A 21016-nucleotide genomic window follows, 5' to 3' on the forward strand; every position below is an offset into this window, starting at 1 on the left:
GTTCCGGCCGATCGGGAGGGTGTCGGGGCCTATTGCCCTGGTGCATATAAGAGGCATCCCCGCGGGCCGGACGACGACCGCGAAAAAGTTTCAAGAATTCCCGGCGCACTCCTCATCACCGCCGGGGCCCCGCCGAATAGTCATGGCGTAAGACAACGGCTCACGGATGAGTCGACTGGGACCCCACTCAAGGAGGAAATTCAAATGGGTCTTCGCATCAACCAGAACATCGCCGCTCAGAACGCCTACCGGAACCTGTCGGTCACCGACAACCAGATGGGCAAGTCGCTCGAGAAGCTGTCCTCGGGTTTCCGGATCAACCGGGCGGCCGACGACGCGGCGGGCCTCGCCATCAGCGAGGGCCTGCGCAGCCAGATCGGCGGCCTCAAGGTCGGCGCTCGTAACGCGCAGGACGGCATCAGCGTCGTGCAGACCGCTGAAGGTGCCCTCACCGAGGTGCACAGCATGCTGCAGCGCATGAACGACCTGTCCGTCCAGTACAAGAGTGGCGTGCAGGGCACCGACTCGCAGGCGGCCCTGCAGGGCGAGTTCGACGCCCTCCAGTCCGAGATCACCCGTATCGCGGACAACACGAAGTTCAACGGCGTCACGCTGTTCGCCGGCAACGACCTGGAGTTCCAGGTCGGCTTCGACACCGCCGACGTGATCACGGTCGACGGTGCCGCCGCCCTGGCTGCGATCGACACCAGCGCTGCCGTCATCACCGACAGCAGCACGGTGCAGACCGCGATCACGGCCATCTCGACCCAGCGTGCCTCGCTCGGTGCGCTGCAGAACCGCTTCGAGCACACCGTGAACTCGGTAAACGTGGCGGTCGAGAACCTGTCCGCCTCGGAGAGCCGCATCCGCGACACCGACATGGCGCAGGAGATGATGGCCTTCACCCGGTCGCAGATCCTGTCCCAGGCCGGCACCGCCATGCTCTCGCAGGCGAACCAGTCGCAGCAGGGCGTGCTTTCCCTGCTCCGCTGATCGGCGTTCATGACAACCGCATAGTGACTTTGCCGAGCTGAAAAGCTCAGTCAACTGAATAGGCAACCGAAGAGACGGGCGGTCGGCGTCATCGCCGACCGCCCGTCCCTGTCCCGCACACGGACAGCCAGCGAAGGGGGGAACCTCGCGATGTCCATGGCCATTGACGGTCTCGTCTCGGGCATGAGCACCACGGACACCATCAACCAACTGATGCAGGCCGAGGCGCTCCCGCAGACCGCGCTCAAGAACAAGGTCACCACCCAGAACAAGGTGGTCACCGCCTACCAGTACGTGAACACCAAGATGGCCGCCCTCGCGACCGCAGCCAAGGCGCTCAGCGGCACCGACGCCTGGGGCGCGATGAAGGCGACCAGCAGCTCCGACGCCGCCGTCGTGACGGCGCGGCCGGGCGCGTCCGCCGGATCGGTCAGCTTCCGGGTCGAGTCCGTCGCGACCACCCACACCATGACCTTCACCGGCATGTCTGTCGCCTCCCCGGCCGACGCCGCCGGCTCGCCGGTGCTCAGCGGCGGCACGTTCGACATCACGCTCAAGGACGGCAGCACCAAGACGCTCACGCCGGCGGACCAGTCGCTGCAGGCGGTCGTCGCCGCCATCAACGGCGAGGCCGACTCGGTGTACAAGGCGTCCGCCGTGCAGATCGGCTCGGGCCAGTACACCCTTCAGCTCACCGCGAAGACGAGCGGCACCGCCGCCTCGTTCGACGCGAGCAAGCTGCCCACCGGCCTCGACCTGGGCACCGCGACGACCACTGTGCAGGGCGCCGACGCCCGGATCCGGCTCGGCGAGGACGCGGTGGACGCCAACGGCGACCCGATCCTCGACGGGAACGGCGACCCGGTCTCGCAGTCGTACACGATCAGCTCGGCGACCAACACCTTCGCCGACGTGCTGCCCGGCCTGACCATCACGGCCACGCGCAAGCAGGCCGCCACCGACCCGCCGGTCACGGTCAGCCTCGATCCGGACGCCGAGGCCGTCGCGGCCAAGGTGCAGGCGCTTGTCGACAGCCTGAACTCGGCGCTGACCGAGATCTCGATGCAGACCAAGGGCAAGACCGGCACCGCGCCGGCCGGCGCACTGGCCGGTGACTCGACCATGCGCGCGCTGCGGCAGGACCTGCTGAGCAGCCTCTCCGGCGGCGTGGCCGACGTCGACCCGCTCAACCCCGGCAGCATCAGCAGCTTCACGGACATCGGCGTGACGCTGAGCCGCGACGGCAACGTCAGCTTCTCCAAGGAGAAGTTCCTCGCCGAGCTGGCGAAGGACCCGGCGAAGACCCAGCGGTACTTCGACTCGTACACCGAGACCGACTCCAAGAACGCCGTCACCAACCCCGGCGGCCTCGGCACCGAGGGCAAGTTCCAGCCCGACTACGACGTCGCCCGGGGACTCGGCCGCAAGCTGGAGACGGTCGCGCTGCTGGCCACCGAGGGCGTCATCCGCCCCGGCGATCCGGCAGGCACGGCCAAACAGGGCACGCTGGGCGCGCTGATCCAGCGCCGCAACGACAGCATCCGTGACCTCAACGACCAGGTCAGCAAGTGGGACGACCGGCTGGCACTGCGCCGGCTCGGCCTGGAACGCCAGTTCACCGGACTGGAGACCGCCCTCGGCAAGATGAAGCAGCAGTCCAGCTGGCTCGCCGGCCAGCTCGCCAGCCTCGGTTAAGTGTCCCGCCAGTCTCGGTTGATGAAATGAGCCGTCGATGACTTCTTCACCCGCAATGCGCGAGCGCTACCTCGCCGACTCCATCGCCACGGCATCGCCGGCGAAGCTGTTGGTGATGCTCTTCGACCGCCTCGTGCTGGACCTGTCCCGTGGGGAGCAGGCCCTGCTCGCGGGCAACCGGCCAGAGGCCCGGGGAAACCTGCTGCACGCCCAGGACATCGTCATGGAGCTGCACACCTCCCTGGACGTCAACGTCTGGGAGGGCGCCGCCGACCTGGCCCGGCTGTACGCCTTCGTGACCACCGAGCTGATCAACGCCAACGTGCAGGGCGACGCGGTCAAGGTGCGTGAATGCCTCGACCTGATCGAGCCGCTGCGCGACACCTGGCGCGAGGCGGCACTGGCCAACAGCACAGCGGGCTGATCACGATGGCCGCCTGGCGTGAGGAATGGATCGCCGCGCTCGACGCGCTGGAGGCAGACGTCGAGATGATCGAACGGCTGATCGAGGACGAGCACCGGGTGCAGGCGCTGCCCGCCGCGAATCCGTGGTCGCCGCCGACCGAACTGGGCACGCTGCCGCTGGACCTCAAGCCGCGCGCCGACCGGATCCTGGCCCGGCAGATCGCCGCGGCACAGGCGGTCAGCCAAGCTATCACCGGAAACCGGCGGCAGACGGCCTTCGCGGCCAAGATCGAGGTCGGCACCGCCGGCAAGGCGATACCCACCTACGTCGACTGCAACGCCTGACCCAGCCGCATCACCGGACACGAGAAACCCGGGACCCACAAGGTCCCGGGTTTTTCGCGTGCAACCGACAGGCAACCGTTTGTCCCTCAGCGGACCGGCGGGCGGGCCGAAGCGATAGGTACGAGCAAAGGACTGCTCACCAATACCGCCACGGACCGGCGCACCTACCCCTGGAAGGAACTGCCGTGTTCGATGACGTCTCAACGTCCTCGCTCCGCGTTGCAGTCGCGGGTCTGTCCGCTCGGCAGAACGCCATCGCCAACAACATCGCCAATATCGAGACCCCGGGCTATCAGGCTCGTAAGGTCAAGTTCGAGGAGGCACTGAGCGGCGCCGTCGCTTCCGGCCGGTCGCCCTCGACCGTCACGCCGAGCGTGCAGAACTCGCTGGAGCCGACGCGCCTGAACGGCAGCAACGTCAACCTCGACGAGGAGACGCTGTCGCACATCGACACGACGATGCGCTACCAGTTGGCCATCCGCGCCCTCGACGGCAAGTACGGCCTGATCCGCGAAGCGATCAAGGGGGCCTGACGTAGATGAGCACCTTCAACGCGATCGGCACGGCTGCCACCGGCGTCACCGTCTACCGCAAGTGGCTCGACGCGGTCTCCGACAACATCGCCAACATGGACAACGTCAGCAAGACGTCCGAGAACGCCTTCCAGGCCCGCTACGTCATCGCCCAGGAGGCGCAGGACGGCAACGGCGCGCAGGTGGGCGGCATCGCCCTCGGCAGCGCGGAGGGCATCCTCTCCTACGACCCGGACAACCCGCTGGCCGACACCGAGGGCTACGTCCGCCGGCCGGACATCGATCTCGGCAGCCAGATGGCGCAGCTCATGATGGCGCAGCGCGCCTACCAGGCGAACCTCTCGGTCGTCGACCGTGCCCGGGAGTCCTACAGCGCCGCGATCCAGCTCGGGAGGGCCTGATAATGACTTCTCCGATCGGCGCGATCAGCGCGCTCAGCGGTGTCTCCGGCGTGGGTGGCGTCTCCGGCGTCTCCGGCATCGACGGTCTGCCCGGCGCGGGCGCGACCAGCGCCGTCAGCGGCCCGAACACCGACTTCGCCGGCATGCTCTCCAAGGGTCTCGAGAGCGTGCAGGCCTCCCAGTCGAACGCCACGGACCTGTCGGTGCAGCTCGCCAACGGCACGCTGCAGGACCCGGCGCAGTACACGATGGCCTCCACCGAGGCCGCGCTCGGGCTGCAGCTCACCATGGCGATCCGCAACAAGGCGGTTGAAGCCTTCCAGGAGATCATGAGGATGCAGGCCTGATATGACGGACCGTCTCCCAGCGCCCGTACGCAAGGTAGGCGAAACCTTCAAGTCCTTCACCACGGGGCAGAAGGTGGTCACCATCGCCGCCGTGCTCGCCCTGCTCATCGGCGGCTACTTCTTCGCCACGTGGGCGTCGAAGCCGTCGTACTCCGCGCTGTTCAGCAACCTGTCGAGCAAGGACGCCAGCGCGATCGTCGAGTCGCTGCAGAAGACCGGCACGCCCTACGAGCTGTCCAACGGCGGCAGCACCATCATGGTGCCCCAGGACCAGGTCTACGACCTGCGGCTGCAGCTCAGCGGCGAGGGCCTGCCGGGCGAGTCGGACACCGGCTACGCGCTGCTGGACGAGCAGGGAATCACCACGAGCGACTTCATGCAGCACACGAACTACCAGCGGGCGCTGGAAGGCGAGATCTCGAACACCATCAAGTCGATCGACGGCGTCGAGGCGGCGACCGTGCACCTCGTGATGCCGCAGAAGGACGTCTTCTCCGACGACCAGGAGAAGACCACCGCCTCCGTGCTGGTGCAGTCGAGTCCGAACGACCCGCTCACCACCCAGCAGGTGCAGGCGATCGTGCACCTCGTGGCGTCGAGCGTCGAGGGCCTCGAGCCGGAGCAGGTCACCGTGGCCGGCGCCGACGGCAAGATCCTGTCCACCGGCGGCGGCGCCGCGGTGGCCACCGGCGGCGACAGCGGCTCGGAGTCGCAGACGGTCGCGTTCCAGAACCGCCTCAACTCCTCGCTGCAGCACATGCTCGACAGCGTCGTCGGACCCGGCCACGCCGTCGTGACGACCACCGCGGAGCTGGACTACGACCAGACCGAGACCACCACCGAGAGCTACACCTCGGACCCGTCCGTCGCCGCGCTCTCGGAGAGCATCAGCCGCGAGGCCTACAACGGCAACGGCACCGGCACGGGTGGCGTGCTCGGCCCGGACAACATCCAGGTGCCCAACGGTGCCGCCACCGGCGGCACCGGCCAGTACGAGCAGAGCGACATCGTGCGCAACAACGCGGTCAACAAGACCACCGAGGCCCGCAGGAGCGCGCCGGGCAGCATCGAGAAGCTGAACGTGGCCGTGCTGCTGGACAGCACGACCGCCGGCGCGGTCAACCAGGACGACGTGCAGGCGCTGGTGAGCGCCGCGGCCGGCATCGACCCGACCCGCGGCGACACCATCGCGGTCAGCGCGATGCCGTTCGACACGAGCGCCGCCACCGCCGCGCAGGACGCCCTGGCCCAGTCCGCGGCCGCCGAGAAGTCTGCGAAGCAGACCTCGCTGATCAAGACCGGCGCGATGGCCCTGGTGGTGCTGTTCCTGATCTTCCTGGCCTGGCGGGCCAGCCGGCGCGCCAAGAAGCGCAAGGCGCTGTCCCCCGCCGAGCTCAAGCACCTCGAGGACATGCAGGCCGCGCTCGAGCAGCAGCGCCTGGCGGAGCTGAACGCGGCGATCCCGTCGCCGGCGATCGAGGCCGCCAACGCGGACTACGAAGCCCTCGAGGAGCGGCAGCGCGAAATCGAGAAGATGGTCCAGGAGCAGCCCGACGAGATGGCCGCCCTGCTGCGTGGCTGGCTCGCCGCCCGCTGATCCGGTATTCGCACCAGCCCCCTGGTTCAGGTTCAAGGAGGATCCGCGTTGACCACACCGATGCTGACTACGACGTCGATGACGGGGCTGCGCAAAGCCGCCATCCTGCTGGTACGGATGGGCAAGGAGTCCTCCAGCCGGGTGCTCTCCAGCATGAACGAGAACGAGGTCGAGGAGCTCTCGGCCGAGATCGCCCGGCTCGGCAAGCTCGAGCCGGAGGTGGTCGTCGACGTCATCGACGAGTTCTACGCGATGGCCACCACCAAGCACGTGGGTTCGGGCGGCATGGCGTACGCACGGGAACTGCTCGAGGCGTCGCTCGGCGCCGAGCGGGCCCAGCTGATCCTGGACCGGCTCCAGGCGTCGATGACGGACATGCCGTTCAACTTCCTCAGCCACGCCGACCCGCGCCAGTTGCTCTCCTACGTCCAGCACGAGCACCCGCAGACGATCGCGCTGGTGCTGGCGCACATCCCATCCGCGCTGGCCAGCTCGATCCTCTCCGGGCTCGCACCCGAGGTGCAGTCGGACGTCGCGCACCGCATCGCCGTGATGGACCGCACCTCGCCGGACGTGATCCGCCAGGTCGAGCTCGCCCTGCAACGCAAGCTCTCCACGGTGCTGCAGCCCGACGAGCTCTCCACGGTCGGCGGCCTGGACCCGCTGGTCGACATCATCAACCGGGCCGACCGCACCACCGAGCGGCTCATCCTGGAGGCCCTCGAGGCCCGCAATCCGGAGATCGCCGAGGAGATCCGCCGGCGGATGTTCATGTTCGAGGACATCGTCAGCCTCGACGACCGCTCGGTGCAGCTGGTGCTGCGCCAGGTCGAGCCCTCCGACCTCGCCACCGCGCTCAAGGGCGTGCAGGAGGCGGTTCGCGACAAGGTCACCGGCAACCTGTCCGAGCGCGGCCGGGAGAACCTGCTCGAGGAGATGGACCTGATGGGCCCGGTCAAGGTGAAGATGGTCGAGGAGGCCCAGCAGAAGATCGTTTCGGTGATCCGCACGCTGGAGGACTCCGGCCAGATCGAGATCCAGCGTGGTGGCGAGGCCGATGAGCTCATCGCCTGACGATCCGATCCTGCGCGGGAGCGTGGCCGAGGCCGCCACCACCGCACGGTTCGGCGTCGACCTGAGGCGGGGCGTACCGGCCGACAGCGAGCCGGTCGAGCGGGCGAAGCAGCAGGCACGCACCGCGGGGTACGCCGAGGGCTGGGCGCAGGGCCAGCGGGCCGCCGCGCTCGAGGCCCAGGCGACCGCGGAGCGGGCCAAGGCCCGCGAGGAGGCGCACGACCAGCGTCGCGCGGCCGCGCTCGCCCAGGCCGTCAACGCCCTGGGCCGTGCCGTCACCGGCCTGGAGGCGCAGATGCAGCCGACGCTGCACGACCTGCAGGAGGCCGTGCTGGCGCACGCGTTCGAGCTGGCGGAGGCGATCGTCGGGCGCGCGATGGACGACCCGGAGGGCCGGGCCGTCGCGGCGCTGCGCCGGGTCATGAACGCCGCGCCCGAGACGGGTCAGGTCGTCGTGAGCCTGCATCCCGACGACTTTCACAATCTGGTCGGTACCGCAACCGACGCCGACTACAACTACGAGGGTCGGCCGGTGCACCTGCGGCCCGACCCGGCGCTGCGTCCCGGCGACGCGGTGGCCGAGACCGGCACCACGACCGTGGACGCCACCATCGCCACCGCGGTGGAGCGCGCCCGGGAGGCCCTGAGACTGTGACCGACGTCTTCCGAAACCGCATCGACGCCGCCGTGAGCGCGGCGCGGCCGCTCAGCCGGGGCAAGGTCACCGGCGCGGTCGGCCTCCGGGTGACGGTCAGCGGGCTGGAGGCGCGGGTCGGAGAGCTGTTGCAGATCGGCGAGGGCGACGATGCCGTGCTCGCGGAGGTCGCCGCGATCGACGGCGAGCGCCTGTCCTGCCTGCCGCTCGGCCCGATCGCGGGCATGAGCACCGGCAGCCCGGTGGTCTCGACCGGCGGCCCGTTGCGCGTCGCGGTCGGCCCGGACCTGCGCGGGCGCATCCTGGACGGCCTGGGCCGTCCGATGGACGGCGGCCCGCCGCTGAAGGGCGAGATGGTCGGCATCGAGGCCGCGCCGCCCTCGGCGATGGAGCGCCAACTGGTCGACGCCCCGATGCCCCTCGGCGTACGGGTGCTCGACACGCTCGTGCCGTGCGGACGCGGCCAGCGCATGGGCATCTTCGCCGGCTCCGGCGTCGGCAAGTCCACCCTGATGTCGATGATCACCAGGGGCACCACCGCGGAGCTCAACGTCGTCGCCCTGGTCGGCGAGCGCGGCCGCGAGGTGCGCGAGTTCATCGAGCACGACCTGGGCCCCGAGGGCCTGGCCCGTTCGGTGGTGGTCATCGCGACCTCTGACACCCCGCCGCTGGTCCGGCTCCGGGCCGGCTCGGTCGCCACCCGGATCGCGGAGTACTTCCGCGACCAGGGCGCCGACGTGCTGATGATGATGGACAGCGTCACCCGCGCGGCGATGGCGCAGCGCGAGGTCGGGCTGTCGGTCGGCGAGCCGCCGGCCACCCGCGGCTACCCCCCGTCGGTCTTCGCGATGCTCGCGTCGCTGCTCGAGCGGGCCGGTCCCGGCGCCCGGGGCAGCATCACCGGCCTCTACACCGTGCTGGTCGAGGGTGACGACCACAACGAGCCGATCGCCGACGCGGCCCGCTCGATCCTCGACGGGCACATCGTGCTCGACCGCAAGCTGGCCACCGCCGGCCACTTCCCGAGCATCCAGGCCCTCGACTCGATCTCCCGGGTCGCCAACAGGATCACCACCCCGGAGCAGCGGAGCGACGCCACCGAGCTGCGCCGGATGATGGCCGCGCACCGCGACGTACGCGAGCTGGTCGAGATCGGCGCCTACGTGTCCGGCACCAACCCGGACGCCGACCGCGCCACCGCGCTCTGGCCGCAGATCACCGCGTTCCTCCGCCAGGGGCTCGACGAGAAGGTCAGCGCCGACGACGCCTGGCACCACCTGCGGCAGCTCATCGCCGCCTCCTAGGAACGGCCCGCACGCCGGAACGGGTGCAGGTCGGGTGCAGGCGCTAAGTCGTTCCCCGCCGGGGCCGACCGGACTTGGTGAGGAAGCCACCCCTAGGTCCTCGGGAGGTCCTGTGAATCGCCTGTTCCGGCTCGGGCCAGTGCTGCGTGCCCGCAAGGCTCAGGAGGACGCCGCCCGCGGCGCCGTGCTCCAGTCCCGCCAGGAGATCCTCCACGCGCAGGCGCTGGTCAAGCGCCGCCAGCTGGAGCTCGCCGGCGCGGACGCGCCCACCGAGGGCACCGCGCGGGCCATGGTCGCCTCGATGGTGGCCCGGCAGTCGATGGCGGCCGTCCTCTCCGGCGCGCACCGGCTGGTGACCGACGCCGAGGAGCTGGCCCTGGAGAAGCAGGCCGTGCTCGCCGACGCGGCGAAGCGGCGCCGGGCGGTGGAGTCGATGGCCGAGCGGCACGCCGAGGCGGTCCGCTCCCACGACCTGAGGACCGAGCAGAACACCCTCGACGAGATGGCGGTGACTTCGAAGGCCCGCAACGCCGCCCGCGGCATCGACGCGGCCCGCGAGCAGCGTTCCAACGTGCTCCGGCACGGCAACGGCACCGCCCTGGACCGCGAGGACGCCGCCCGCAGGACCGCCAACTCCGTCGCGGCGCAGCGCGCGGTCGTCAACCTGGGTGACGCGCGCAAGGTGATCGACGCCTCCCGGTCCACGCTCGCGCTTGCCGCTAAGCGCGACGCCGGCCCCGCCGAACTCTCCGACGAAGGCATCGCCGACGAGGTCACCGGGAGCCGCGCATGATGGGTGTACAGGGAGTCATGTCCCGCATCGCCGAGCTCAAGACCCAGCTCGGCATCACCCCCGCCACGAACGGCACCGCCTTCGCCACCGCTCTCACCGACGCCGGCGGCAAGACCGGCACCATCGGCACCACGGGTGTCACGGGCCAGGCGGTGGTCGATGCGGCCAAGAAGTACCTCGGCACGCCGTACGTCTTCGGCGGCACCGATCCGGCCAAGGGGCTCGACTGCTCGGCGCTGGTGCAGCGGGCGTACAAGGACCTCGGCATCGACCTGCCGCGCACCTCGGCGGAGCAGGCGAAGGTCGGCACCAAGGTCGACGGCATGAAGAACGCCCGGCCGGGTGACATCCTCGCCTTCGACTCGCCCGTCGACCACGTCGCCATCTACCTGGGCGACAACAAGATGATCGCGGCGCCGAAGCCCGGCGATCACGTCAAGATCCAGTCGGTGTACGAGACGCCGACGCACATCCGCCGCGTCGTCGGCACCGAGGCCGCCGCCCCGGCCGGCGCCGCCGCGGCCGTGCGCCCCGCCAGCCTGCAGAACTCCGCCTCGCTGGCCGGCGTCCCGTACGCGGACATGTTCCTCGCGGCGGGCGCGAAGTACAACGTGTCGCCGAAGCTGCTGGCCGCCGTCGCGAAGGTCGAGTCGGGCTACAACCCGAAGGCCGTGAGCCCGGCCGGCGCGCAGGGGCTGATGCAGCTGATGCCGGGTACCGCCCGGGGTCTCGGCGTCGACAACTCGTTCGACCCGCGGCAGGCCATCAACGGAGCGGCGAAGCTGCTCTCCAGCCACCTCAAGGAGTTCAAGTCGCTCCCGCTGGCGCTGGCGGCTTACAACGCCGGCGGCGGCAGCGTGCACAAGTACGGCGGCATCCCGCCGTTCTCCGAGACCCAGGCATATGTGCCCAAGGTCCAGAAGGCGTTGGCCGCGCTCGGCTGAGCACCGCAGACACGAGGGGAACCATCGTAATGACGAGCTCCGTCACCGGGCCGGAACGCAAGCCGATCACCGACGCCGGGCGCCGCCCGGACAACCGGACGACAGAAGGCGCGAAGGCCTTCGGCTCGGCGCTGTCCGCCGAGTTGGACCGCCCGGCCGAACAGGCCAGGGAGCGTGCCGCCCAGGACCGGACGGCTCAGCAGCGTGCCGGGCAGAACCAGGCGGCGCTCGACCGTTCGCGCGCCGAGCGGGCCGCCGTGGACCGGGCCGCGCAGGAGCGCCTCACCAAGGGCCAGGCCGAGAACCGTGCCGCCGACGCACGGCTGCGGCGCACGGCCGAGAACCGGGCGGCGCGGAACGAGGCCGCACAGGACCGGGCCACGCAGAGCCAGGCCGCGCAGCGCCTTGACGACCAGCGCCCCGACGCCGCCGACGCCTCGGGCACCGGCACCGATCGCGCCGACGGCTCGCTGGCGGACACCGGGACCACCGGGACCACACGGCCGGACACCCAGCCGAGCGACGGCGGGCAGCCGGTGAGCGGCGAGCCCCACGAGACTCGACCGGAGGCGGACACCCGGCCCGTCGCCGACGGCGCCGCCACGACGGTGCCGGCGACGGAGGAGCGCGAGGAGAGCGTCGCCGCCGCGGGTGCGGCGATCCCCATGTTCCCGTTCCAGGCCGTCTTCGCCGCGACCGCAAGGATCGCGGAGGGCGGCGAGACCGCCCCGACCGCGGTGAGCGCGACGACACCCGCCACCCTCGCCACGGCAGCCACCCCGGCCACACCCGGCACCGGCACCCTGCCGGTCGCGGTGGCCCCGGCGCAGGCGCAGACGCAGACGCAGACGCAGACGCAGACGGCACCGTCCACGACGGACAACGCCGCCGCGGCGACGACACCCACCGCACCGGCCACACCCGCGACGGCAACCACACCGGCCACGCCCGCCGCCACCGCTGCCACCACCACCGGTACCGGTGTCCCGCCGGCCGCGGTGGCTCAGGCCGGCACGCAGTCGGCCGCGGGGATCCCGACGGAGACGCCGGCGATCGCCCAGACCGGTGTGGCGCCCGCGCCCGCCCCGGCCGGCGCGGCATTCGGCACGCTCACCGCGGCCGACGCCGCCGCCCGGGCCGCCGTCACGCAGGCGACCACGGCGCAGATAGCGACCTCGCAGACCGCGACCGCGCCCGCGGGCACCGCGGCGACCCCGCCGACGGACGCCCCGGCGACCCCGCCGACGGTGCAGACCGAAGCCGCGACGGTGCAGACCGGAATCGCCGAGCCCGGCGCCGACGGTGCCGCCCCGGCGACCCCTGCACCCGCCCCGGCTCCCGCAGCCGCTGCCGCACCTGCACCCGCACCCGCCGAGACCGCCGCCAAGGCGACAGCGACGGCGACCACGCCGACGGACGCCACGACCGGCGCCGCGGCCGCGGAGGCTCCGGCATCCGCACGTGCCGAGGGCGCTCAACCCACGAGCGACCGGCCTGCACCGGCGCCCGCCACCGACGACCGGGCCGCGACGACCGGCGGGGGTACCGGCGGCGAGGGCGGATCGACCGGTCAGGGATCCGGCGGGCAGGGATCCGGTGCGAACGGCACCTTCACCCCGTTCACCACCGCCGCGGCGCCCGGCACCGAGGCGCCGGCCGGCATGCCGCACGCCGGTGGCGTCTCCGCGGCCGCTCCTGCCGCTCCGGCGGCTCCGGTCGCGGCCGCCGCGCCGCCCGCACCCCCGACACCCGGCCCGCTCGCGACCCAGCTCGCCGCGCGGATCACGCCACTGCGGCTCGACGCCGACGGCGTGCACCGGCTCACCGTCAACCTGCATCCGGCGGACCTCGGACCGGTGCAGGTCGTCGCCGAGATCCGCAACGGCGAGATCAGCGTGCAGCTCTCCAGCTCGACCGATGCGGGCCACGACTCGCTGCGCAACGCGATGGACGAACTCCGGCGCGAACTCGCGCAGGCCGGATTCTCCAACACGTCCCTCGATCTGCGTCAGGGAGCTCAGCAGGATCAGGCGCGCCAGCAGTTCGCGTTCATGGGCGAGAAGAACGGAAACCACGGCGGGAACCGGGCGGAGAAGAACCCATCCGAGCCGCCCGTTCCCGCGGAACCGAGCCGTCCGGACACCACCGGCAACACCCGCCTGGATATCCAGGCCTGAGCCGAAAAATAAGTGCTAAGTGAATCCGGGGACCGGCCGAACCTGAGTGCGAGGGTCACCCACTCGAACTCAGGAGGACTAGTCAGATGACGTCACCCATCGGCGGATTCGTCAGCCGGGATTTCGATGTAGCGGGCAAGACCCCGACGTCGATGTACACGAACAAGACTGCCACGAACGCCGGCAGCAAGAAGCTCGGCGACCAGGACACCTTCCTGAAGTTGCTGGTGGCCCAGCTCAAGTACCAGGACCCCAGCAATCCCGCCGACTCGACGCAGTTCCTCGCGCAGACCGCGCAGTTCACCCAGGTCGAGAAGCTCGGCCAGATCGCTGACATGTTGAAGGGCCAGCAGTTGATCGGCGCGAGCGCGCTGGTCGGCACCACGGTCACCTTTCAGGATGGCAACGGAATGACATACCAGGGCATCGTCCGCATGACGAAGCTCAACGGAGACAGCGAACCGACGCTCGTGGTCGGGAACATGGATGTGCCGCTGTCGAGGGTCACGGAAGTCCAGCACCCCGCGGCCGGGCCGGCGACACCGCCGGCGGCTCCCGACGAGGAGGCACCACCGGCGGCACCGGAACAACTTCCGGCGTAGTCGACGCCGACGGGCGAAGACACCTGAATCGACGCACCCCACCACATCCGATGATCCCGCTTACCACGAAGGACAACTGACCTATGCTGCGTTCTCTTTTCTCCGGCATCAGCGGCCTGCGGGCTCACCAGCAGATGATGGACGTCACCGGCAACAACATCGCCAACGTGAACACCACCGGTTACAAGTCGAGCCAGACGGTGTTCCAGGACACGCTCTCGCAGATGGTCAACGCGGCCGGTGCCCCCCAGAACGGTTCGGGCGGCACGAACCCCGCCCAGGTCGGCCTGGGTGTGCGGATGGCGAGCGTCAACGCGAACTTCAGCCAGGGCGCCGCGCAGACCACCGGCAAGGCCGGCGACATGATGATCCAGGGCGACGGCTTCTTCGTCGTCAAGAGCGGCAACGAGTCCGTGTACACCCGCGCCGGCTCGTTCACCTTCGACGCCAACGGCTCCCTGACCACGCCGAACGGCCAGATCGTCCAGGGCTGGAGCGCCGACACCAACGGCATGGTCAACACCGCCGGCGCGCCCGGTGACATCAAGCTGCCGATCGGCATCAGCCTCGCACCCACGCAGACCCAGAACGTCACGCTCACCGGGAACCTCTCCTACGAGGCCCTCGCCGACGCGACCTCCGCCAAGGTGATCCCGGTGCCGGTGATCGACGCGAGCGGCGCCTCCAAGACCGTGAACGTCACCCTGCAGATGAGCGTCAAGGGCGACCCGGCCATCCCGGTCGATCCGCAGTGGACGATCACGATGCCCGACGGATCCGTCGAGACGCTCAACTTCCCCGGCGGCAAGCCGGAGCTGGCGAGCAACCCGGGCGTACCGGCCACCACGGTCTCCTTGAGCGGCTACACCATCGACGTGAGCGACCTCACCTGCTACAGCGGTGGCACCGAGGCCCGGGTGAGCGCGTCGGACGGCTCCGCGGCCGGCGTCCTGAGCTCGTACACGGTGTCGAACACCGGGCAGATCGTGGGTGTCTTCAGCAACGGCCTCAAGCAGACCCTCGGTCAGCTGGCGCTGGCGAACTTCAACAACGTCAACGGTCTCGAGAAGATCGGCGACTCGATGTTCCGCAGCACCGTGAACTCGGGCCTGGCCCAGGTCGGCTCGGCCGGCACGGCGGGCCTCGGCCTGATCACCAACGGCGCGCTGGAGATGTCGAACGTCGACCTCGCCCAGGAGTTCACCAACCTGGTCATCGCGCAGCGCGGCTTCCAGGCCAACAGCCGGATCATCACCACCTCCGACGAGATCCTCCAGGAACTCGTCAACCTCAAGCGCTAGTAGGTAACAACGCCGGTGTGAAGCCGGGACGGGCCTGACAGCCCGCCCCGGCTTCGCCATATCCGGGCCGCGTCGCACCCGTAAAGCGACCGAGTCACGCTCATCGGCAACCGGCGCCGGACCGAAATGACATAGGACAGGCCACGGACGGCTCCACCAGCCAGCCAGATGATGCCCCAAGGACGGATGTCTTGATCCTCGTAACCCGCCTCAACGGTGCCGTGTTCGCGCTGAACCCGGACCTCGTCGAGCGAGCCGACTGCACACCCGACACGGTCATCACGCTGGTGGACGGGACCAAGTACGTCATCGCCGAGTCCGTGCCCGAGTTCATCGACTCGGTGCGCCACTACCGCGCCTCGCTGATCGCCCAGGCGAGTCGCATCGAGTCCGAGCCCGCCCTGCTGGCCGGCAACGGAACCGCCGACAGCGGGACCGAAGACGACGACCAGACCGCTGCGAACGTTCTGCAGCTGCACCGGAAGGACCGCTGATGGACCTCGCCACCATCGTTGGTGTAGTCGCCGCACTGGCCATCGTTTTCACCGTCCAGATCATGGAAGGCGGTACCCCGGCCTCCATCATCCTGATCCCGTCGCTGCTGCTGGTCTTCGGCGGCACGTTCGCCGCCGGTATGGCCGGCGGCGTGCTCAAGGACGCGCTCGGCATCGGCAAGCTCATGAAGAAGGCGTTCCTCGCCAAGGTGTCGCCGCCGAACAAGCTGGTCGAGGACGTCGTCAAGCTCGCCGAGCGGGCCCGCCGCGAGGGCCTGCTGGCCCTCGAGGACGCGGTCAAGACGGTCGAGCACCCGTTCCTGAAGCGTGGCCTGCAGCTGGCCATCGACGGCACGGACCCCGAGGAGCTGCACGACATCCTGCACGCGGAGGTCGGCGCCAAGAAGAAGGCCGACAAGGCCGGCATGAAGATCTTCGAGAACATGGGCGGCTACGCACCGACCATCGGCATCATCGGCACGGTCATGGGCCTGGTGCACGTGCTCGAGAACCTCGACAAGCCGGAGACGCTCGGTCACTCCATCGCCGCCGCGTTCGTCGCGACGCTCTGGGGCGTGCTCTCCGCCAACCTGATCTGGCTGCCCCTCGCCGCCCGCCTGAACCGCCTGTCCGGCCTCGAGGCCGAGGAGATGGAGCTGGTCATCGACGGTGTGCTCGCGATCCAGGCCGGCTCGAACCCGCGTCTGGTCGCGCAGAAGCTCCGTAGCCTGCTGCCGCCGGACGCCGCCAGGGCCGCCGAGGCCGCCGCGTCGAACAAGAAGGCCGCGTAACCATGAGCTCGGGCGGCGGGGCGCGCCGGAAGAAGGTCAGACACGAGGAGCACGAGGAGCACGTCAATCACGAGCGCTGGCTCGTGTCGTACGCCGACATGCTCACGCTGCTGTTCGTCCTGTTCGTGGTGCTGTACTCGATGAGCAGCGTCGACCAGAAGAAGTTCTCCGAGCTGGCCACCAGCCTCTCGCAGGGCTTCGGCGCGCAGAGCGTGGCGATCACCGGCAACGTCTCGAACCTCGACGGCGCCAGCCAGGCCACCGACATCGTGCCGATCGACCCGGGCTCCACCAACCCGGGCAACGGCGAGAGCGGCACGGCCGGCATGACCAAGGAACAGCGCATCGCGGTGGACCGGGCGCTGAAGGCCGCCGACCGCAAGAAGGCCTCGGGGAACGCCACGGCGGCCACCAAGGAGGCGGAGAACCTCAAGGAGATCGAGCACAAGATCGCCGATGCGCTCGAACGGGCCAAGCTGCTCAACCAGGTCAAGTTCACCATCGACCAGCGCGGCCTGGTGGTCACGGTCGTCACCAACGAGGTGGTCTTCGCGGGCAACCGCGCCGAGCTGCAGTCCGGTGGTGCGGCGATCCTCGACGCCATCGCGCCGACGCTCGCCAAGCTGCCGAACAACATCGAGGTCGACGGCCACACCAACCAGCTCAAGGCGACGACCACGTTCTACCCGAGCGGCTGGGAGCTCTCCGCGGCCCGGGCGTCGACGACGGTCCGGTACCTGATCGGGCACGGCCTGGCGAAGGGCCGGATGAGCGCGGTGGCCTTCTCGGACACCAAGCCGCTGATCGACCCCAAGGACCCGCGGGCGGTGACCATGAACCGCCGGGTGGACGTCGTGGTCCTGACCATGCTCAACGCCGAGCAGGCCGCGCTGCTGCCGGCCGCCGCGGGCGACGACGCGAAGCTGCACACGGGGGTCACCTCCGCGCAGGCCGCAGCGGAGGCTAAGGCGGCGGCCGCCGCGGCCGAATCAACCGGCAAGCCCGGCACCACGCACAACTGACCACGACAGGAGGAGTTCCGATGGGCAAGGACGACAAGGACACTGCGGCGGATGCGCCGAAGAAGTCCAAGAAGATGCTGATGATCATTGTGCTCGCCGTCGTGCTGCTCGGCGCGGGTGCCGGTGCGGGCGGGTACGCCTTCTTCGCCAAGGGCGATGCGGCCGAGGCCGCGGAGCCGGCGCCGGTGCGGGGCGCGGTGGTCCCGATCGAGAACACGATGACCATCAACCTGGCCGACGCGCACTACCTGAAGCTCGGCTTCGCGCTGCAGATGACCGAGGAGGCGGGCGAGGAGGAGATCGACACCGCCGAGGCGCTCGACCTGGCCATCGACCAGTACACCGGGATGAAGATCGCGGAGCTGGAGACCGAGAAGGGCCGTGCGAAGGCCAAGGAAGAGCTGCTCGCGAAGATCGAGAAGGCCTACAACGTGGATGACAAGCACCTCGTGATGGGCATCTACTTCACCAGCTTCGTCACCCAGTGACCTCGGGGATGGGCAGGTCCGCTCCGCGCGGATCTGCCCATTTCTCGTAGACAGGGATAAAACACGCTCGCCGGCTCAGCGGTCGCGCAACCGAGCCGATGAGGACGACGTGACAACGTCTCCGACCCGTTCCCCCGGGAAGATGTCCCGGCGCGGCAACACCGGCCCCACCTCATACGACTTCCGCCGGCCGATCAAGCTGTCCCGCGAGCACATCCGCACGCTGCAGATCGCCTTCGAGACGTACGCCCGCAGCTGCGGCACCCTGTTCACCACCCGCCTGCGGGTCGTGAGCAGCGTCTCCCTGGTCTCGATCGAGCAGCTGAACTACGACGAGTACGTCGCCTCGCTCGCCAACCCGACGGTCATCGCGGTGGTATCCATCGAACCGCTGAGCGGCACGGTGCTGATGGAGCTATCCTCCCCGGCCGTAATGACCGCTATCGACCACATGCTCGGCGGCCCCGGCGGCGCACAGCCGGAGCGACCGCTCACCGACGTCGAGATGCCGTTGCTGCGCGGCCTGGTGGAGCGGATGCTCGGCGAGCTGCGGTACGGCTTCGAGACGCTTGTCGACATCAACCCGAAGCTCAAAGAGATCGAGTACAACGCCCAGTTCCTGCGCGCGCACCAGCCCGGTGACGCGGTCGTCATCGCCTCGCTCGAGGTGAAGATCGGCACCGAGGAGTGCGTGGCCAGCATCTGCCTGCCGTTCAGCACGATCCTGCCAGTGCTCGAGAAGCAGGAGACGATCGAACTGACCGCGGGCGAGCGGATGGTACGCGACACCTCGCTCCGCAACCTCACGGCCGGACTTTCCGCGGCGCCGATTGACGTAGCTGTCCGATTCCAGCCCATTCGGATGCGTACCGATGACATCGTGGGTCTACTACCCGGCGACGTGCTGCCTCTGGGGCACCCGACCAGCGTGCCGCTCGAGGTGACCGTCAACGAGACCGTTTTCGCACACGCAGTTCCCGGCAACCAGGGTGCCCGGCTCGCCTGCCTCGTCGTGCCGTCGCCTAAGGAGGAAGAGCGCCGATGACCGCGCCCACGATCACCGAGCCGCAGCTAGCGCTGGTCCGGAACGCCGCGACGGCGGCCCTGGCCGTCCTGCCGACGAGCCGGGAGCTCCTGGTCGGCGCGCCCGTCGCGGCGAGCGCCGACATGCTGACAGCCGGGCAGGCCGTCACCGCGAAGTTCAGCGGCGCGGCCACCGGCGAGGTCGTCGTCGTGGTCGGCCAGGACCTGGCGGACGCGCTGAAGGAGAGCCCGCTGGGCGAGCTCGACCTGACCGCGGCCGTACGCCCGGCGCTGGAGGCCGCGGCCCGCGCGTTCGGCCCGGTGGTCCTCGACCCGGGGCAGCTCATGGAGCCCGAGGTGGCGCTGAGCGCGATCGCGGCGAAGGAGGGATCGGTCGCCGTCCCGCTGCTCGACGGCGACGACGTCCGCGCGGTACTCGCGATAGCGCTCGCACCGTGGCCGTCCGAGGCGGCGCCCGGCGGGGTGGCCCGGCGCAGCGACGGGGCCGCACCCATCCGCGGCCTGGACATGCTGCACGACGTCATGATGGAGGTCTCCGCCGAGCTGGGCCGGACCCGGATGAGCGTGCGCGAACTGCTCTCGCTGATCCCGGGCGCCATCGTCGAGCTGGACCGGGCCGCCGGAAGCCCCGCGGACCTGCTGGTCAACGGCCGGCTGATCGCCCGCGGCGAGGTCGTCGTCATCGACGAGAACTTCGGAATCCGGATCACCGAGATCGTCTCTCCCGGCAGCGAACGGGAGTAGGCCTTGTTCGAGCTCGTCCTGCGGATCGGCTTCTCGCTGCTGGTCGTCTTCGGCCTGATGTGGGGGCTGGCCAAGGTGGCGCGGCGCGGAGGCGTGAGCAGGCGGGGATCGGGCAGTCTCGCGGTGCTCAACCGGCAGCACCTGACCCGCGGCTCCTCCGTGGCGGTCGTCCAGGTGGCGGACCGCGCGCTGATCCTGGGCGTCACCGACACCCAGGTGAGCCTGCTGGGCGAGACCGACCTGGACGCGTTCGGGGCCGAGCGGCCACCGGTGCAGCAGAAGCACGACGCGCTGCCGGTCACGCCGGTCCTGCCGGAACACGGCGGCAGGCTGGACGGGTCGATCCTGTCGCCGCGGACCTGGAGCTCGACGCTGGACTTCCTGCGCGACCGGACGACGAGGCGCTGACATGTGGCGGCGCACCCTGCTGATCCTGCTCTTCGCGCTGGCCGCGCTGGTGCCGGCCGCCGCGGCGCAGGCCGCGCCCCCGCAGCCGATTCCGCAGCCGGCGCCGGTCGCCGTTCGCTACGAACTGCCGAGGGCGCCGGGGCCGACCGCGCCGGTCGCGCCGACCGTCTCACCCACCGGCGGCAGCATCAGCGTCAACATCGACGGCACGAATCCCGACGGCAGCAAGCCGTCCACCGCGCTGGTGATCGTGCTGGGTCTCACGGTGCTCTCGGTGGCCCCGGCGGTGTTGCTGCTCTGCACGTGCTTCACCAAGATCTTCATGGTCCTCGGCATCTGCCGCAATGCGATGGGCCTGATGAGCATGCCGCCCAACCAGGTGCTGGCCGGCCTGGCGCTGTTCATCAGCCTGTTCATCATGGCCCCGGTACTGACCCAGATGAACGAGGACGGCCTGCAGCCCTACCTGGCCGGCGATAAGACCCAGTCACAGGCGTTCGAGGACGGCATGAAGCCGCTGCGCGAGTTCATGTTCAAGAACACCCGCCCGGAGGAACTGGCACTGCTGATCAAGGTGTCCGGTGAGGAGAAGCCGGCGAACCCCTCCGACGTGCCGACGACCACGCTGATCCCCGCATTCGTCCTGTCCGAGCTGCGGGCCGCCTTCATCATCGGCTTCGTCATCTTCATCCCGTTCCTCATCATCGACATGGTCGTCTCCGCGTCGCTGATGTCCCTCGGCATGATGATGTTACCACCGGTAACAGTCGCGATGCCGTTCAAGCTCCTGCTCTTCGTCCTGGTCAACGGCTGGGGGCTGATCATCACGGCGCTGGTCGGGTCGTACCAATGAGGCGCG

At 69.8% G+C, this 21016-nt stretch carries 24 protein-coding genes; all 24 read left to right on the forward strand.

Annotated elements, in window-relative coordinates:
* Positions 1-204: 204 nt before the first annotated feature.
* The 24 genes from AB0B58_RS09475 (at position 205) to fliP (ending at position 21010) form a co-directional block, all read left to right on the forward strand.
* On the forward strand, positions 205-993 hold the full coding sequence (locus AB0B58_RS09475; RefSeq protein WP_360220251.1) for a flagellin: 789 nt from the start codon (positions 205-207) through the stop codon (positions 991-993).
* A gap of 183 nt (positions 994-1176) precedes the next feature.
* On the forward strand, positions 1177-2688 hold the full coding sequence (fliD, locus tag AB0B58_RS09480) for a flagellar filament capping protein FliD (RefSeq protein WP_360220254.1): 1512 nt from the start codon (positions 1177-1179) through the stop codon (positions 2686-2688).
* A gap of 37 nt (positions 2689-2725) precedes the next feature.
* A complete protein-coding gene (gene fliS, locus AB0B58_RS09485; RefSeq protein WP_360220257.1) occupies positions 2726-3112 on the forward strand; it encodes a flagellar export chaperone FliS in 387 nt (128 codons plus the stop codon).
* Between the two features lie 5 nt (positions 3113-3117).
* A complete protein-coding gene (locus AB0B58_RS09490; RefSeq protein WP_360220260.1) occupies positions 3118-3438 on the forward strand; it encodes a hypothetical protein in 321 nt (106 codons plus the stop codon).
* A 185-nt stretch (positions 3439-3623) separates the two neighbouring features.
* Positions 3624-3971: a flagellar basal body rod protein FlgB gene (gene flgB, locus AB0B58_RS09495; protein ID WP_360220263.1), complete on the forward strand. Its 348-nt coding sequence runs from the start codon at positions 3624-3626 to the stop codon at positions 3969-3971.
* A 5-nt stretch (positions 3972-3976) separates the two neighbouring features.
* Positions 3977-4372: a flagellar basal body rod C-terminal domain-containing protein gene (locus AB0B58_RS09500; RefSeq protein WP_354721565.1), complete on the forward strand. Its 396-nt coding sequence runs from the start codon at positions 3977-3979 to the stop codon at positions 4370-4372.
* A gap of 2 nt (positions 4373-4374) precedes the next feature.
* Positions 4375-4719: a flagellar hook-basal body complex protein FliE gene (locus AB0B58_RS09505; RefSeq protein ID WP_360220267.1), complete on the forward strand. Its 345-nt coding sequence runs from the start codon at positions 4375-4377 to the stop codon at positions 4717-4719.
* Position 4720: 1 nt separating this feature from the next.
* Positions 4721-6316: a flagellar basal-body MS-ring/collar protein FliF gene (gene fliF, locus AB0B58_RS09510; protein WP_360220270.1), complete on the forward strand. Its 1596-nt coding sequence runs from the start codon at positions 4721-4723 to the stop codon at positions 6314-6316.
* Positions 6317-6364: 48 nt separating this feature from the next.
* Complete coding sequence (fliG, locus tag AB0B58_RS09515; RefSeq protein ID WP_360220273.1) at positions 6365-7390, forward strand: flagellar motor switch protein FliG; 1026 nt, start codon at positions 6365-6367, stop codon at positions 7388-7390.
* Positions 7374-8045, forward strand: a complete 672-nt coding sequence (locus AB0B58_RS09520) for a FliH/SctL family protein (RefSeq protein WP_360220276.1) — start codon at positions 7374-7376, stop codon at positions 8043-8045. The genes fliG and AB0B58_RS09520 overlap by 17 nt, the downstream gene beginning before the upstream one ends.
* Positions 8042-9349, forward strand: a complete 1308-nt coding sequence (locus AB0B58_RS09525) for a FliI/YscN family ATPase (RefSeq protein WP_360220279.1) — start codon at positions 8042-8044, stop codon at positions 9347-9349. The genes AB0B58_RS09520 and AB0B58_RS09525 overlap by 4 nt, the downstream gene beginning before the upstream one ends.
* Positions 9350-9461: 112 nt before the next feature.
* The gene (locus tag AB0B58_RS09530) at positions 9462-10142 is read left to right on the forward strand and encodes a hypothetical protein (protein ID WP_360220282.1); all 681 of its coding nucleotides are present in this window, start codon (positions 9462-9464) and stop codon (positions 10140-10142) included.
* Complete coding sequence (locus AB0B58_RS09535) at positions 10139-11086, forward strand: transglycosylase SLT domain-containing protein (RefSeq protein WP_360220285.1); 948 nt, start codon at positions 10139-10141, stop codon at positions 11084-11086. Before AB0B58_RS09530 ends, AB0B58_RS09535 begins: the two co-directional genes overlap by 4 nt.
* A gap of 29 nt (positions 11087-11115) precedes the next feature.
* The gene (locus tag AB0B58_RS09540) at positions 11116-13263 is read left to right on the forward strand and encodes a flagellar hook-length control protein FliK (protein ID WP_360220288.1); all 2148 of its coding nucleotides are present in this window, start codon (positions 11116-11118) and stop codon (positions 13261-13263) included.
* Positions 13264-13349: 86 nt separating this feature from the next.
* Positions 13350-13865, forward strand: a complete 516-nt coding sequence (locus AB0B58_RS09545) for a flagellar hook capping FlgD N-terminal domain-containing protein (RefSeq protein WP_360220291.1) — start codon at positions 13350-13352, stop codon at positions 13863-13865.
* Positions 13866-13948: 83 nt separating this feature from the next.
* Entirely contained in the window at positions 13949-15166 is a 1218-nt protein-coding gene (locus AB0B58_RS09550; RefSeq protein WP_360220294.1) for a flagellar hook protein FlgE, read from the forward strand.
* A gap of 191 nt (positions 15167-15357) precedes the next feature.
* The gene (locus tag AB0B58_RS09555) at positions 15358-15660 is read left to right on the forward strand and encodes a flagellar FlbD family protein (RefSeq protein WP_360220297.1); all 303 of its coding nucleotides are present in this window, start codon (positions 15358-15360) and stop codon (positions 15658-15660) included.
* Positions 15660-16451, forward strand: a complete 792-nt coding sequence (locus AB0B58_RS09560) for a flagellar motor protein (protein ID WP_360220300.1) — start codon at positions 15660-15662, stop codon at positions 16449-16451. Before AB0B58_RS09555 ends, AB0B58_RS09560 begins: the two co-directional genes overlap by 1 nt.
* Positions 16452-16453: 2 nt before the next feature.
* Positions 16454-17473: a flagellar motor protein MotB gene (locus AB0B58_RS09565; RefSeq protein WP_360220303.1), complete on the forward strand. Its 1020-nt coding sequence runs from the start codon at positions 16454-16456 to the stop codon at positions 17471-17473.
* Between the two features lie 20 nt (positions 17474-17493).
* The gene (locus AB0B58_RS09570; RefSeq protein ID WP_360220306.1) at positions 17494-17961 is read left to right on the forward strand and encodes a flagellar basal body-associated FliL family protein; all 468 of its coding nucleotides are present in this window, start codon (positions 17494-17496) and stop codon (positions 17959-17961) included.
* Positions 17962-18070: 109 nt separating this feature from the next.
* Positions 18071-19006, forward strand: coding sequence for a flagellar motor switch protein FliM (locus AB0B58_RS09575; protein WP_360220309.1), 936 nt, complete (start codon positions 18071-18073; stop codon positions 19004-19006).
* Positions 19003-19749: a flagellar motor switch protein FliN gene (gene fliN / locus AB0B58_RS09580; protein WP_360220312.1), complete on the forward strand. Its 747-nt coding sequence runs from the start codon at positions 19003-19005 to the stop codon at positions 19747-19749. Before AB0B58_RS09575 ends, fliN begins: the two co-directional genes overlap by 4 nt.
* Positions 19750-19752: 3 nt before the next feature.
* Positions 19753-20157 (forward strand): flagellar biosynthetic protein FliO, encoded by a 405-nt coding sequence (gene fliO, locus AB0B58_RS09585; protein ID WP_360220315.1) that lies wholly within the window; start codon positions 19753-19755, stop codon positions 20155-20157.
* Position 20158: 1 nt separating this feature from the next.
* Positions 20159-21010, forward strand: coding sequence for a flagellar type III secretion system pore protein FliP (gene fliP / locus AB0B58_RS09590; protein WP_360220318.1), 852 nt, complete (start codon positions 20159-20161; stop codon positions 21008-21010).
* Positions 21011-21016: the final 6 nt, after the last annotated feature.

This window comes from Actinoplanes sp. NPDC049118 (assembly GCF_040648555.1).
In the GTDB taxonomy this organism is placed as follows: domain Bacteria; phylum Actinomycetota; class Actinomycetes; order Mycobacteriales; family Micromonosporaceae; genus Actinoplanes.